Below are 14,688 nucleotides of genomic sequence, written 5' to 3'. Positions count from 1 at the left end.
AGTCGCCTTTCGTTCCCCTGAATCGTTTCTCCTATTTGGATTCGGAAGCGATTTTATATTGAAGAATGGATGCCGATCATTCTTATTTTCAATCGTGACACTCGTATTTATCTATCGATTTTAGTCGGCCCAATATTCTTACATTAACATTATTAAGTAGTGGTTTTGTAAATAAATATCCGGGTGGAATGACGCGAGGAATGGCCGAAAAATACCCACCAAAACAGGATATTGCGGGCAAAAATCGATGTCACGGCGGACATCTCGACGTCGCAACGGAATCGCGCCCCGTGCCTACAATATAATTTCAATCACCCGACATATCATTTCATTTGCCGCATTACGGAAAGAAAGCACACTCCAACATACACGCGAAATACCATTTAAATCCTGAATTTCATGTTTATGAAAATATACTAAACGCATGAAATTTGATTGAATCATGCAATAACAGGAAATTGATGAACCCATTATGTCCGGAAATGAATATCCCGCCGGCCGGATACGGGACACCGTGCGCACTACGTCATCTTGCCGGCCGGAATCGGTTCCGCCCAAGCTGGACGGGGCACGCATCCGCTATACGCCGTCCACCACGCCATCCGCCACACGGTTCGTCCGCGCGGTCACTTCGCGGCGATAGCGGTTCAGCTCCTGCGCGGTCGCGAACGTGCGCTCGAACAGGATCGACAGGTTGTGCAGGATCCGCTCGACGACCTTCTTTTCCCACTCGCCGTCGAACCGGATCTGTTCGTCGAGCCAGCGCTCGAGCCATTCCGGATCGGGCAAGCGCGACTGCACGGTATCGCGCGGGAACAGTGCCTGGTTCACGTGCAGGTTGGTCGGGTGCAGCGGCTTCTCGGTGCGGCGCGCCGACGCCATCAGCACGCCGATCTTCGCGAACGCCGCGCGCGCGACGTCGCCGCAGTTGTTCAGCGCCTTCTTCATGTAGCGCAGGTAGGCGCCGCCATGGCGCGCTTCATCGCGCGAAATCGTTTCGTAGATCTGCTTGATGACCGGCTCGGTGTGCCAGTCGGCCGCGCAGCGGTACCAGTGGTTCAGGCGGATCTCGCCGCAGAAGTGCAGCATCAGCGTCTCGAGCGGCGGCGCCGGGTCGAATTCGAAGCGCACCGCGTGCAGTTCCGCTTCGGTCGGCACCCTCTCCGGCCGGAAGCGGCGCAGGTATTCCATCAGCACGAGCGAATGCTTCTGCTCCTCGAAGAACCACACGCTCATGAACGCGGAAAAGTCGCTGTCATGCCGGTTGTCGCGCAGGAACATTTCCGTCGCGGGCAGCGCCGACCATTCGGTGATCGCGTTCATCCTGATCGTCTCGGCCTGCTCGTCGGTGAGCAGCGAAGCGTCGAACCGGTTCCACGGAATGTCCGTCTCCATGTTCCAGCGCACCGCTTCCAGCGACCTGAATAATTCCGGATAGAGCATCGTCGTCACCGTCGTTGAACAATGTTCCGGCACGGCACGCACGCGGGCGGCCGGCCCCGTCGCGGTCATGCCGATTGCGTCGACGCCGGCGCCGGCGCCGCCGTTTCGGCATCGGGCGCACGCTCGTCCGCATCGTCGTCCACCGTGCGCGGCGCCAGCCTGCCGCGCAGCAGCGCGTAATAGAACTGCCGGTACGTGCGGTGGTAATAGCGGATGCGCGGCCCGATCGCGCCATGCAGGTCGTGCAGCCGCTCGATCGGCAGGTTCGGCATCATGTGGTGCTCGACGTGATAGTTGTTGCCGTTCGTGAACCACGTCATGAACGCGTTGCTCTCGATCGTCCGCGTGTTGCGGAACGGGTCGGTGCTCGTCAGGTCGCAGCGGTAGTGCTCGGGCATCTCGACCAGCGCATGCACGGGCGCGGCGACGAACACCAGCGGCACGACCCACACCCACACGGCAAACCACGTGTGCAGCGCGACCGACACGCCGGCCAGCAGCGCGATCGCCGCGACCATCAGCAGGTGATCGCGGCGGATCGCGCGCGACACGAGCGGGTTGTCGCCGAAGCGCGCCCCCGGCACGACGAGCTTCGCGACGTTCTTCGCGAACTGGATATAGTGCGCGGCCATCGACAGCCGCCACGCCCACAGGCCGAGATTGACGACGGGGCTCGCGCCGTACTGGTCGCCGTAGTCGAAGAACTCCTTGTTCTCCGGCGTGCCGAGCAGCCGGTGATGACGCAGGTGGCTGTCCTGGTACGCGTGGAACGACACCAGCATCGGCATGCCGAGCAGCACGCCGAACACCATGTTGAGCCGCTTGCTCCGGAACCCCTGGTAGTGCAGCGCCTGGTGCTGCAGCTCGACGCCGTGCGCGTACATCGCGCCGATCAGCAGGATCCCGACGATCTTCAGGATCACATACGTCGACAGCGCGAACAGCATGCCGTGCGCAACGAGCGCGACGTATACCGCGAGCTTCAGCGAGAAGACGACGCCGCTCGGGCGGCTCTTCATGTCTGCAACCGGTTTCTGACGGGCGACAAGCGATGAGGTGACGGACAAGACGCTCTCCTTGAGCCGGACCTTGCCCGGCGCCATGACACGGCGACGCTGGCGCGCTGCCGGGTTGCAATTCTTCTGTGAGTCGATGCTTCGGACAAACGAATTTTCCGAACGCATTGCATGACGCCCGCGCATGAGCGCACCACATCGTGAACTAGACGACCGGTCGAATGCGTACCGGCCATTCACCCGGCGCGGGTTCACATGCATATGTGCGGGGCAGACACGAGTGGATGCGTGCCGCTCATGCATAGCCTGCAAATATTCCGTTTGTCGTGTCATGTCGATCCGGCAAGAATCCCCCTCACTCGACGAACGGCGCCGCCGGCACCGTGGCACGAGCGGCCGTGTTCCTCAACGGGAGATTCTCGTGACGAAGTGCGCATCCACCATTCATCGCCTGATCGAATCGCTCGAGGACGTCGCGGGCGCCACGCATCGCATGACGTTCGTCGACGAGGCCGGCAACGAGGCAGGCATCACGTACCGGCGCTTCGCGGAAGAAGTGTTTCACCAGGCCGGCGCGCTGCGTGAACTCGACGTGCGCGAGAACGACCTGGTGATGCTCGCCTTGCCCGCATCGGTCGAGCACGCGGTCGCGATGATGGCCTGCGTGATGACGGGCGCGCTGCCCTGCACCGTGCCCGTTCCCGCGCGCCGCGCCACCGCCGGCAGGCAAGTGATCGACGTCGCGTGCGAGCTGTATCGGCCGCGCCTCGTCATTGCCGCCGATGCGCAGGCCGCCGCGTGGCGCGACGACGCGTTTCCCGCGGCATCGACGCGCGTGGTCGATCTCGACACGCTGTCGATCGCCGCGGATGCCGGCGCGCGCGCACTGATCAGCGCGAAGAGCGGCCATGACCCACATCACGTGCAGCTCACGTCGGGCTCGACGTCGCACCCGAAAGCCGCGGTGCTCAGCCACGAGAACGTGATCGCGAACGTGCTCGGCATCGGCGGGTCGGTCCGCTTCGACATCGCGGCCGGTGACGGCACCGCCTCGTGGCTGCCGCTCTATCACGACATGGGGCTGCTCACGCTGCTGTCGAACCTGCACTACCGCGCGCCGCTGCTGATGATGCAGCCGAACAGCTTCATCCGGAATCCGCTCGGCTGGCTGAAGCGCATCGCGTCGGCGCGCGCGACGACGACGTCGGTGCCGACCTTCGCGCTGCGCTACTGCGTGCGCCGCTTCAACGCCGCCGCGATGGAAGGCGTCGACCTGTCCGCGTGCCGCAACATCTTCATCGGCGGCGAACGCGTGGACGACGCGACGCTGCGCGACTTCGCCGCGACGTTCGCGCCGTACGGCCTCGCGGCATCGGCGCTGCAGCCGTGCTACGGGATGGCCGAATCGACGCTCGCGGTGTCGATGCATCGTGCGTGGCATGAAGGCACGGTGGACGGCGCACCGTACGTGATCGCCGACACGCTCGACCGGCGTGCGCTGATCGAGCGGCGCGACGCGCAACCGGCCGCCGCGAACGACGGCGCCGACACCGAGACCGAAACCGTGCTCGCGATGGGCACGCCGATCGACGGCATGGCCTTTCGCATCCTCGACGACGGCGACCACGCGCTCGCGAACCGCGCCGTCGGCGAAGTCGCGATTCGCGGCACGTCGGTGATGCTCGGCTACCTGAATCCCGACGACGGCTCGATCGCCGCGCCGCTGACGGCCGACGGCTGGTTCCGCACCGGCGACATCGGCTACGTCTCGGACGGTCAGCTCCATATCCTCGGGCGCAAGAAGGAAGTCATCATCATCCGCGGCAGCAACTACTTCCCGCACGACATCGAGGAAGCGCTGGCATCGCATCGCACGCTGCGCAAGAGCACGTGCATCGCGTTCGGGCTGCCCGACCCCGAGACGGGCACCGAGCGGCTGGTCGTCGCGATCGAGGCGCGGCCCGCCGATGCGACGCCGCAGACGCGTGCCGAGTGCCAGCAGCTGCTCGCGTCGCGCATCGGCTTCGCCGCGCAGGAGCTGTGCTTCGTCGAGCCCGGCTCGTTGCCGCGCACCACGAGCGGCAAGCTGCAGCGCCTGAAATGCCGCGACCTCTATGCGAACGGCGCGCTGCCTGTCATCCACGCAGCGGCGGCGGTCGAAGCCGGCCAGGGAGCGTACGCATGACGGCCGCCCCGCTCACGCCGGTGCTCGAGCTGCGCGACGTCACGCGCGTGTACGAGGGCGCGGGCCGCGTCGTCGCGGTGCGCGACGCGACGATCTCGATCGGCCCGCGCGACGTCGTCGCGCTCGTCGGCCCGTCGGGCAGCGGCAAGAGCACGCTGCTCAACCTGGCCGGCTTTCTCGACGTGCCGAGCAGCGGCGAACGCTGGCTCGAAGGCCATCGGATCGACGACGCACCGGACACGCTCGAACGGATCCGCCGCGAGCGCATCGGCTTCGTGTTCCAGCAGTTCAACCTGATTCCGGTGATGTCGGCGCTCGAGAACGTCGAGCTCGGCTGCTTCGCGTGGGGCACGCCGCGCACGCGCCGCGAGCGCGCCCGCGCGATGCTCGACGCGGTGGGGCTCGCCGCGCGCGAACGCCACCGCCCCGGCGAGCTGTCCGGCGGCGAGCAGCAACGGGTCGCGCTGGCGCGCGCGCTCGCCAAGGAGCCGGCGATCGTGATCGCGGACGAGCCGACCGCCAGCCTCGACAGCACCAACGCGCGCGCGGTGGCCGAGCTGATCCTCGACACCAACCGCACGCTGGGCACCGCCTTTCTGATTGCGTCGCACGACGATCGTCTGTGCGCGCACCTGCCGCGCCGCATCGAGATGCGCGACGGCGTACCGGGAGTGAATCGTGAACTGGTCGACGTTTGCGTGGCGTAACCTCTGGCGCAACAAGCGCCGCACCGTGCTGACGATGGCGATGATCGGCGTCGCCGCGTTCGCGTCGAGCCTCGCGCTCGGCTACGTGATCGCAACCTTCGACGCGGTGCGCGAAGGCTCGATCGACAGCGGCGTCGGCCACGTGCAGGTGCTGCACCATGGCTATCTCGACCTGATCGGCGAACGGCCGCTGCAGTACGGGCTGACCGCCGACGAGCAGGCTGCCGCCGCGCGCGCCGTCGCCGCGCTGCACGGCGTCGCCACCACCGCGCGCGGCATCGACTTCGACGGGCTGATCTCGAACGGCGATCTCAGCTACGGCTTCGTCGGCGAAGGCATCGAGCCGAACCGCGAGCCGCCCGGCTTCTTCGACTATCACACGGTGCTGTCGGGCCGCTACCTGTCGCCCGCGAATGCCGGCACCGAAGTCGTCGTCGGCGCCGAACTCGCGCGCAAGCTCGGCGTGCACGTCGGCTCGGTCGTGCAGTTGATGGCCTCGACCGCGCACGGCGGCATCAACGCGACCGACGCGCAGATCGTCGGCGTGATGAGCACGGGCAACAAGGACGTCGACGAACGGATCGTCGACGTGACGTTCGCGGCCGCGCAAGCGCTGCTGCGCACCGACCGCGCGTCGCGCATCGCGGTGTTCCTGTCGGACACGGCGCACACGCCGTCCGCCGCCGCGACGCTGCGCGCCGCGCTGCCCGCGCTCGACGTGAAGACCTGGGACCAGCTCGTGTCGCTCTATCACCAGGTCGTCGCGCTGTACAAGAACCAGTTCTCGGTGTTCGGCGCGATCCTGTGCGTGACGATCCTGCTGTCGATGAGCAACTGGATCCTGATGAGCATCGTCGAGCGCCGCCGCGAGATCTCGACCCTGCGCGCGCTCGGCGTGCCGGCCGCGACGGTGCGCGGCGTGCTGATCCAGGAGACCGCGTTCCTCGGCCTGCTCGGCGCGGCCGCCGGCATCGCGGCGGCGCTGCTGACGATGGTCGCGCTCAACCATGCGCAGATCCACCTGCCCGCGCCGCCGGGCCGCGTGAAGCCGATCCTGCTCGAATTCACGGTTTCGCCGGCCGCCGTGGTCGCCGTTGAAGGCGCGTTCGTCGTGCTCGGCGTGGCCGCCGCGCTGCTCGCGACGCTCGGGCTCGCCAAACGCAACATCCTCGAAGGACTCGCCCCATGAACCGCATTCGCCTGATGGTCGCCGCGCTCGTCGCGTGCGCGCCGCTCGCCCACGCAGCCGACGCACCGGCGGCCCAGACCATGCTCGCCCGTGCCGACGCGTACCGCAGCACGGCCGCCGATACGCAGACGAACATCCAGATCACGAACGAGGTCGGCGGACAATCCGGCGACGCGACGCGCTATCTCGTCTACACGCGCGGCAACGGCGACACGCTCGCGCTGACGCGCAGCGGCGAGAACGACGGCCAGAAGTATCTCGCGACGACGCGCGGCCACTGGTTCTACGTGCCGAACACGCGCAGCGCGGTACGCATCAACGGGATGCAGCGGCTGCAGGGCGAGGTCGTGATCAGCGACATCACGCGCACGCACTGGGCGGACAGCTATCGCGCGTCGGCCGCGCCCGGCGCGACGACGATCGCCGGCAAGCCGGCCACCGAGCTCGACCTGACCGCGACCGATCCCGACAACGTCTACCCGACGATCAAGCTGTGGGTCACGCCCGACACCGACGTGCCGGTGCGCGCGCAGTTCTTCCTCGCGAGCGGGCTGCTGTTCCGCAGCGCCGATTTCTCCGCGCCGGTCGAGGCGAACGGGCGCAAGGTGATCCGCAAGATCACCTATCGCAACGAGATCGAGAAGCAGCGCGCGAGCGTCGTCGACATCCTCGACGGCCAGCCGCGCAAGATTCCGTCGGGCTGGTTCAACCCCGACACGCTTGCCGATGGCCAGTGACCACGACGCCCATGCCGACGCCCGTCGTGACCGCCCTCGTCCCTCGCCCGGCCGCCTCCGGCGCGGCGTCGTACTCGCCGTTCCGCTCGCGCTCGGCTGCACGCTCGCGCACGGAGAATCGCTGATGGAACAGTTGAGCACGCTGAACGGCATCGCCTACGCACGCTCGGTCGACAGCATGGACGGTCATGCGCTGCTCGGCAGCCTGATCGGCGACCAGCCGCGCAACCAGCAGGAAGCGGGCCTGCTCGCGCGCATCGACGGCGAGAACCTGTTCCTGAACGCACGCGCCGTCGCGAGCAACCATTCGCTCGGCGCGCAGGCCACCCGCTTCAACGAGGCCGGCGTGCGCTACGCATTCGACAACGGCATCACGCTCACCGCCGGCAAGCGGATCGACCCGCTCGACACGTCGCAGGCGTTCTTCCCGCTCGGCTTCTTCCAGAAGCGGGCCGCGACGGCCGACATCTACGACCGCTACGGCGACGTCGAAGGCACGCCGCTCGTCGAAGCGAAATGGGCCGGCGAACAGGCCACGCTGCAGTTCATCGCCGGCGAGAACCGCACGCTGCGCAACGACGTCGACAACCGCGACGTGCAGGGCGCGACGCAGCTCGTGCGCGGCGCGTACAACTGGTCGGGCGGCTCGGCCGCGCTGCTCGCCGGGCGTCATGCGGGCCGCGGCGGCGCGGGCGCGACGCTGTCGTTCGACGTCGCGCGCTCGAACACCGTCTATGCGAGCGCGTGGCTCGAACGCGGCACGACACGGCCGCTGCCGGCCTTCATCGCGAACGGCACGCCGCTCGATTCGCCGGCCGCGTACGACGCCGTCGATCGCCGCAACGACCGCCAGGTCATGTGGCGCAGCGCGGTCGGCATGCAGAGCGCATTGCCCGGCAACCTGTCGCTGATCGTCGAGTGGTCGCACGACGAGGCGCGTTACGACGCGAACCAGTGGCGCCGGATGGTCGGCGCGGTGCGCGCGAACAACGCGCTGCTGCCCGTCGCGCCCGGCCCCGCGCTGGCCGGCCTCGGCGGCACCGCCGATTTCGTGAGCGCGGACGGCAACCTGCGCGACTACCTGTTCGCGCGGCTCGGCAAGAAGATCGGCCGCGTCGAGTATTCGCTGCGCGGCGTGTATTCGCCGCAGGACAAGGGCCTGCTCGCGATCGCCCAGGTCGTCGCCGACGTGAACAAGCGCGTGAGCGTCGATGTCGCGCTCACCCGCGCGTTCTCCGACAGCAATTCCGAGTACCGGATGGTCGGTCTCGGCACCCGTATCGACGCCGCCGTGCGCGTGCGCTTCTGACAGGAACCCCGCCCCATGTCCACGCTTACCGTCCCCGCTTCGTCCGCCGACCTGCCGCCGCCGCCGCTGCTTCGCGTGGCCGACCAGGCCGCGTATCCGGTGCTGCGGCACCTCGACACGATCGGCACCATCGGCACGCCGCCGCGCGCGGCCGCCCGGCTCGTCGAGGCGGCCGCCGTGCGGCTGCTCGACAGCGAGATGGTGATCGCGCTGCGCGCCGCCACGCCGGACGTGCTGCCCGATTCGTCCGCGTCGACGCCGCTGCGGCACGACGAGGCACCGCTCACCGAAGCGCTGCTCGGCCAGATCGAACGCGAAGGGTTTCATCACCTGTTCAAGCCGTTCATGCGCGCGTTCATCCGCATCATGTTCGGGCTGTTCTTCTCCGACGACCAGAACCGTCGCGCATGCGACTGCATCGACAGCGGCCACAACTTCGCGTTCCTGATGAGCGACGGCGGCGGCCCGACCCTCGCCGCCTGGCGCACGGTCGTGCGCAGCGACGATAACGGCCTTGCGCTCACCGTCGACAAGGTGTGGGGCATCGAAGCGCATCGCGACTGCATGGCGGTCGTCGCCGCGCGGCTGCCGGGCGTGATGTTCCCGGCCGCGTACCTCGTGTGGCCCGACGAGTACCGCAAGCTCAAGCGCACGACCTGCGGCGCGCCGTTCCTGGCGGGCAACCTGCAGCTCGCGAACGTCGGCGGCCAGGTGCGCGTGAGCGCCGAGGATCGCCTGCGGATCGGCGGCCCGACCGTGTTCAACAAGTACCTGACCGTCGTGCGCCCCTACTTCGTCCGCGCGTTGATGGCGCACGTCGAATGGCTCGCGCAAACCGGCCGCGTCGAACTCGACGCCGACGCGCGCGCCGTCCACCGCTTCATCGCGGACGCCGCGCGCAGCCAGACCGACGACGCGCACTACAGCTTCGGCAAGGTGCAGCGCGTGCTCGCGATCAAGCTGCTGTCGAACGAGTTCCTGACGGCGCTCGTGCGCGACGGCCGGGTCGCGACGTTCGACGACCAGCGCGACCTGCTGGCGTTTTCGAAGATGGAAGGCAGTTCGTACCGTTGTTATCACGAGCTTCGCAAGAGCCTGCGCTGCGAAGCCGGCAGTTGACCCACGCGACAGGCCGATCGATCCCGATCAACCCACTTCATTACCAGGAGCTCCTCTCATGACGACCCAGAACGTTCCGGCCGACGCGCTCGACATCCTGTCCCGCGAAGTCGCGAAGATCCTCAATGTCGAGACCGTCGACACCGATGCCGGCATCGGCGAACTCGGCATCGATTCGCTGAACATCGTCGAGCTGATCGTGTTCTGCGAACAGCTCTACGGTTCGATCGACCCGGAAGCGCTGAACATCACGCAGTACACGACGCTGCAGCAGCTCGACGCGCAACTGCGCAGCCAGCAGCACGCCGCCTGACACGACGATGCTCGCGCCCCTTGCGACCGTGGCGGCCGCCGCCGCCGAGCCGCTCCCGGTGGCCCCGGCGGCCCCGGCGACCGCGCTGACCGTGCAGGCGCTCGCGTACCGGCGCGTCGCGCCGTCACGCGACGGCGCGGCCGTGCCGCTCGACGACACGGCCCGCGCGATCGGCGCGCTCGCGTGCGCCGATCGCGAGCGGCTGTGCGGCGCGGTCGGCGCGGACGACTACGTGGTCAGCTCGACGATCCTGTCGATGCTGCTGATGAACGATTCGCCGCAGCATCGCGTGTTCGCGCAGGCGCTCGCGGGCGCGAACGACTACACGCCCGACTGGATGACCTGCTCGTACGAGTGCGCGGGCTGGGGCTACGTGCTGCGCCGCGCGCTCGCCACCGCCGCCGAAACCGGGCCGCGCACGCTGCTGCTGCAGATCGTCGACGTCGACGTGCACGGCTATACGTACTGGCACGGCAACCCCGCGTGGGGGCGTTCGGGCTTCGGCGTGTGCACGCTGCTCGTCGACGTCGGCCGCGAAGCGTCGCCGGCCGCACCGTCGGTGCTCGCGGACGCCGCGCCGCCGGCCAGCGCGGTCGTGCGGCTCGGCCGCGACATCCGCACCTTCTGCGCGGCGCGGCCCGGCGTGCACGCGGCGCTGCCGTTCTTTCCGGCGACGTCGCGCCGCGCGCTGCTCGCGTCGGTCGGCAAGACGCCGCTGCTACCCGACGGCCACGGGCTGTTCGGCCATGCGTTCGGCAGCGACCCGTGGCTGTCGGTGCTGCTCGCGCATCGCGACGGCGACACGCCGCGCCGCGCGGCCGTCTGCTCGCTCGCGCTGAACGGCTATTACGCGGTCGCCGACGTCGCATTCGCGCCGGACGCGACGTTCTCTCTCGACAGCGAGGCATGACATGGTGCGGCCCGTTCACTTCACCTACCGGATCGAGCGCGATGCGCGGCAGCCGGTCGCGGTCGCCGCGAGCGCGTACCGGATGCCGCTCGACACGCCGGCCGACTACGCGCGCGCCGCGCTCGCGGAAGCGGCCGGCGAACCGTACGACGCCGGCGACGCATCCGGCGGCGAGCGCCGCGTGCTGCTCGACCACGTCCAGTATTTCGCGTTCCTCGCGGAAGCGACCGCGCGAATCCGCGACGCGGTGCATCCGGACGCACGCGTGTTCATCGAAGTCTGCGCGCCGTACTTCGGCGCGCTGCCGGCCGAACTGCTCGCGCCGCACGTGCTGCTCGGCGTGCACCTGTACGACGAAGCGTTGCGCGATGCCGCGCGCGGCGCGCCCGTCGTGTGGATCGGCGACCGGATCCTGCGCGATGCCGAGTTCTCCGGCGACAACCGCGTGTGCTGCGCGATCTGGCCCGCGCGGCTCGCCGATGCGTTCGACGCGCAACTGCGCGGCGCATGGCCGTCGTACGCGATCCGCCTCGTGCCGCATCCGCCGACACCGCGCGCCGCCGCCACGACGCTTACCGATTCCGCCCATCATTCCGGCGCCGCCGCGCGGCCGGGGAGACCCTAAATGACTGACACGCTCACCGTTATGCAGGACACGGCCGACATCCGCTGGTCGATGCCCGTCGACGCCCTGATGTCGAACGACTACGCGCTGCGCGAAGAGGCGCTGAACCGGCTCTACGAAAAGGCGAAGGCCGCGCAGTGGGACGTCGCGACCGACGTCGACTGGAGCCACGACCTCGACCCGGCGAATCCGCTCGGCATGCCCGACCCGACGCTGCTGATCTACGGCACCGAGCTGTGGAGCAAGCTGTCCGACGCCGACAAGCGCGAGGTGCGCCATCACGCGCAGGGCTGGCTGCTGTCGCAGATCCTGCACGGCGAGCAGGCCGCGCTGATCTGCGCATCGAAGCTCGCGTCGGCCGAGGATGGCCTGAGCGCGCGCCTGTGCGCCGCCGCGCAGATGATGGACGAAGCGCGCCACGTCGAGGCGTACGCGAAGCTCGTCAACGAGAAGCTCGACGTCAGCTACCCGATGAGCCGCTCGCTGAAGGGGCTGCTGCACGACACGATCACGAGCAGCGCGCTCGACATGACGAACCTCGGGATGCAGGTGCTCGTCGAGGGTATCGCGCTGTCGATCTTCCAGAGCGTCGTCGCGTACAGCACCGATCCGTTCATCAAGGATCTCTTCCTGCGGATCCAGCGCGACGAGGCGCGTCACTTCGCGGTCGGCCGGATCACGCTGTGCCGCGTGTATGCGGAGATGAGTTCGACCGAGCTGCGCGAGCGCGAGGAATTCGTCTGCGAAGGCGCGGCCGTGCTGTACGAGCACCTGTGCGCGGACGACATCTGGGAGCCGATGGGCCTGTCGAAACGCGAATGCAGCGCGATGGTGCGCGAGTCGCCGGTCTCCAGCTCGATCCGCCGCTCGATCTTCCGGCGCCTGGTGCCGACGATCCGCGAGATGGGCCTGCTCACGCCGACGGTGCAGGCGACCTTCGAAAAACTCGATGTTCTCGACTACGCGGCGATGCCGCTCAACTGAACCATGACGAACTCCTCCCAAGCGTCACGCGATTTCTGGATCGGTATCGACGCGGTGGCCTACGAACTGCCGGGCCTGCCCGTCGACATCGAGGCGTGGGCCGCCGAGCGCGACTACCCGGCGCAACGGGCCGCGGCGATCGCGCAGTCGGGCAGCCGCTACTTCCACATGGCGCTCGACACGAGCGAGACCGAGCTCGCGATCGCGGCGGCGGGCCGCCTGCTCGACACCGCGCGCGTGCATCCGTCCGACATCGGCGCGATCGTCCACGTGCACACCCAGCAGTTCAGCGTGCCGCCCGCGCCGCGCAGCCTGCCGCACGAGCTCGCCGCGCAGCTCGGCATCGAGCCGCTGTGGCTCGGCTCGGTCGCGCAGCTGAACTGCGTGTCGGTCGCGGCCGGCATCGAGACCGTTCGCGCGCTGATGCGTCGTTATCCGCAACTCGACGCGGCGCTCGTCGTGTCGTCCGACCGCGTGTACGGCGAGGATTACCGGATGCGGCAGATGACGGGCGTGCAGTGCGACGGCGCGGCCGCGATGCTGATCGCGCGCAACAGCACGAAGAACCGGCTCGGCGGCATCGCGATCGAGACGCACGCGAAATGGCATCGCGGCTCGGACACCGTCGCCGCGAACGAGGCCGACCTGATCATGATGGAGTGGCCGTACACGCGCAAGGCGATCGACGCGGCGGTCGCGCTCGAACCGCACGCGCTCGACGCATACGAGCTCGTGCTGCCGCACAACGCCGACCTGCCGGGCTGGAACGCGCTGTGCCGCGCGATGCGCGTGCCGGCCGAGCGGCTGTATGCGGAGAACATCCATGCGCGCGGCCATGCGTGCTGCTCGGATTTCCCGATCAACCTGGCCGACGTCGGGCTCGACGCGGTCGCGCGCGGGCAGCGCGTGCTCGGCGTGATGCAGTCGAACTGCGGCGCGTATGCGGCCGCCACGCTTCATCCGGTGGGCCGCCATGACGCCTGAGCACCCGCTTCCACCCGCCGGCGACCACGCGTGGATCGCCGACCTGCGCACGCCGTGCTACGTGTACGAGCCGGAAGTCGCGATCGCGCGTTACCGGTCGCTGAAGGCGCGGCTCGGCACGCGGCTGATCGTGTCGCTGAAGGCGAACCCGAACCAGGACATGCTCGCGCGCTGTGCCCATGCGTACGAGGACGGCGTCGAACTCGCGAGCCGCGGCGAACTCGACGCGGTGATCGGCCGGATCAGGACGCCGCGCTACCTGAACAACCCGTCGATGGACGAAATGTTCATGCGCGCCGGGCTCGCGTCGCGCTGCCATTTCGTGCTCGACAACCCGGACGCGGTCGCGCGCTTCGTGCCGCTGGCGCGCGAAGCCGCGGCCGGCGGCAGCACGCCGGGCCCGGTACTGCTGCGCGTGAATGCCGGCGCGCTGGCCGGCGACGACGCGCGGGCGCTGTGGCACGACCACTTCGGGATGACGCCGAACGAGGCGCACGACGCGGTGCGCACGCTCGCCGCCGCCGGCCTGCCCGTTGCCGGGCTGCACGTGTTCTCCGGCCCGCATTCGTTCATCCGCCAGGACGCGACGCAGCCCGACACGCTCGTGCTGCCCGAGCGGCTCGCGGCGCTCGCCCGCGATCTCGCGCCGGCCAACGGCGCACCGCTCGGCTCGCTGAGCCTCGGCGGCGGCTTCGCCGACGATCACCCGGGCGATGCCGCGTTCGAGCGCTATACGACCGCGCTCGCCCCGCTGGCCGGCCGGTACTCGCTCGCGCACGAATCCGGCCGCGCGATCTTCGCCGACGCGGGCGTGTTCGCGACACGCGTCGTCGCGGTCAAGACATGGCAGGACCGCACGATCGCCGTCTGCGACGGCGGGCTGTCGCATGCGTTCCTGCTCGCGCAGACCGAATCGGTGATGCGCCGGCTGGCCGCGCCGTCGCTCGTGCGCCGCACGCCGGCACCGCCCGCGCGCGGCGTGCCGACGATCTACGCCGGCAGCACGTGCAGCCGCGCAGACGTGATCGGCCGCGACGATACCGGCGCTCCGCCGCAGGTCGGCGACATCGCCGTGTTCGCGCGCTGCGGCGCCTATCACCGGACGTACTCGATGGCGCATTTCCTGTCCCACGAAGCCGCGCACGTGTACGTGCGGCCCGCCTAGAC

The 14,688-nt window shown here is 68.6% G+C and carries 14 protein-coding genes; 12 read left to right on the top strand and 2 right to left on the bottom strand.

Features of this window, described 5'->3' with window-relative positions:
• Positions 1–579: 579 nt before the first annotated feature.
• Positions 580–1,452 (bottom strand): ferritin family protein, encoded by an 873-nt coding sequence (locus APZ15_RS34390; protein WP_027792906.1) that lies wholly within the window; start codon positions 1,450–1,452, stop codon positions 580–582.
• A gap of 56 nt (positions 1,453–1,508) precedes the next feature.
• Entirely contained in the window at positions 1,509–2,462 is a 954-nt protein-coding gene (locus APZ15_RS34385) for a fatty acid desaturase family protein (protein WP_027792907.1), read from the bottom strand.
• Positions 2,463–2,880: 418 nt separating this feature from the next.
• On the opposite strand from APZ15_RS34385, the gene APZ15_RS34380 reads away from it, so the two are divergent.
• Genes APZ15_RS34380 through APZ15_RS34325 form a run of 12 tightly spaced genes read left to right on the top strand, consistent with a single transcriptional unit; the run spans position 2,881 to position 14,686 of the window.
• Positions 2,881–4,644: a fatty acyl-AMP ligase gene (locus tag APZ15_RS34380; RefSeq protein ID WP_027792908.1), complete on the top strand. Its 1,764-nt coding sequence runs from the start codon at positions 2,881–2,883 to the stop codon at positions 4,642–4,644.
• Positions 4,641–5,351, top strand: a complete 711-nt coding sequence (locus APZ15_RS34375) for an ABC transporter ATP-binding protein (protein WP_027792909.1) — start codon at positions 4,641–4,643, stop codon at positions 5,349–5,351. The genes APZ15_RS34380 and APZ15_RS34375 overlap by 4 nt, the downstream gene beginning before the upstream one ends.
• Positions 5,323–6,540, top strand: a complete 1,218-nt coding sequence (locus tag APZ15_RS34370; protein ID WP_027792910.1) for an ABC transporter permease — start codon at positions 5,323–5,325, stop codon at positions 6,538–6,540. The genes APZ15_RS34375 and APZ15_RS34370 overlap by 29 nt, the downstream gene beginning before the upstream one ends.
• Positions 6,537–7,277: an outer membrane lipoprotein-sorting protein gene (locus APZ15_RS34365; RefSeq protein ID WP_027792911.1), complete on the top strand. Its 741-nt coding sequence runs from the start codon at positions 6,537–6,539 to the stop codon at positions 7,275–7,277. Before APZ15_RS34370 ends, APZ15_RS34365 begins: the two co-directional genes overlap by 4 nt.
• Entirely contained in the window at positions 7,267–8,586 is a 1,320-nt protein-coding gene (locus APZ15_RS34360; RefSeq protein ID WP_027792912.1) for a hypothetical protein, read from the top strand. The genes APZ15_RS34365 and APZ15_RS34360 overlap by 11 nt, the downstream gene beginning before the upstream one ends.
• A gap of 15 nt (positions 8,587–8,601) precedes the next feature.
• Entirely contained in the window at positions 8,602–9,705 is a 1,104-nt protein-coding gene (locus APZ15_RS34355; protein WP_027792913.1) for a hypothetical protein, read from the top strand.
• 58 nt (positions 9,706–9,763) lie between these two features.
• Complete coding sequence (locus APZ15_RS34350) at positions 9,764–10,018, top strand: acyl carrier protein (protein ID WP_006481176.1); 255 nt, start codon at positions 9,764–9,766, stop codon at positions 10,016–10,018.
• A gap of 7 nt (positions 10,019–10,025) precedes the next feature.
• Positions 10,026–10,928 (top strand): hypothetical protein, encoded by a 903-nt coding sequence (locus tag APZ15_RS34345; protein ID WP_049097863.1) that lies wholly within the window; start codon positions 10,026–10,028, stop codon positions 10,926–10,928.
• Between the two features lies 1 nt (position 10,929).
• A complete protein-coding gene (locus tag APZ15_RS34340) occupies positions 10,930–11,553 on the top strand; it encodes a hypothetical protein (protein WP_027792014.1) in 624 nt (207 codons plus the stop codon).
• Entirely contained in the window at positions 11,554–12,537 is a 984-nt protein-coding gene (locus tag APZ15_RS34335; protein WP_021164011.1) for a ferritin-like domain-containing protein, read from the top strand. It begins immediately after the preceding gene.
• Between the two features lie 3 nt (positions 12,538–12,540).
• Positions 12,541–13,521 (top strand): ketoacyl-ACP synthase III family protein, encoded by a 981-nt coding sequence (locus APZ15_RS34330; protein WP_027792016.1) that lies wholly within the window; start codon positions 12,541–12,543, stop codon positions 13,519–13,521.
• Positions 13,511–14,686, top strand: a complete 1,176-nt coding sequence (locus tag APZ15_RS34325; protein WP_027792017.1) for a PLP-dependent decarboxylase — start codon at positions 13,511–13,513, stop codon at positions 14,684–14,686. The genes APZ15_RS34330 and APZ15_RS34325 overlap by 11 nt, the downstream gene beginning before the upstream one ends.
• Positions 14,687–14,688 lie beyond the last annotated feature (2 nt).

Source organism: Burkholderia cepacia ATCC 25416 (genome assembly GCF_001411495.1).
In the GTDB taxonomy this organism is placed as follows: Bacteria; Pseudomonadota; Gammaproteobacteria; order Burkholderiales; family Burkholderiaceae; genus Burkholderia; species Burkholderia cepacia.
Note: the sequence above shows the minus strand (reverse complement) of the source record. Positions and strands in the feature narration are given on the sequence as shown.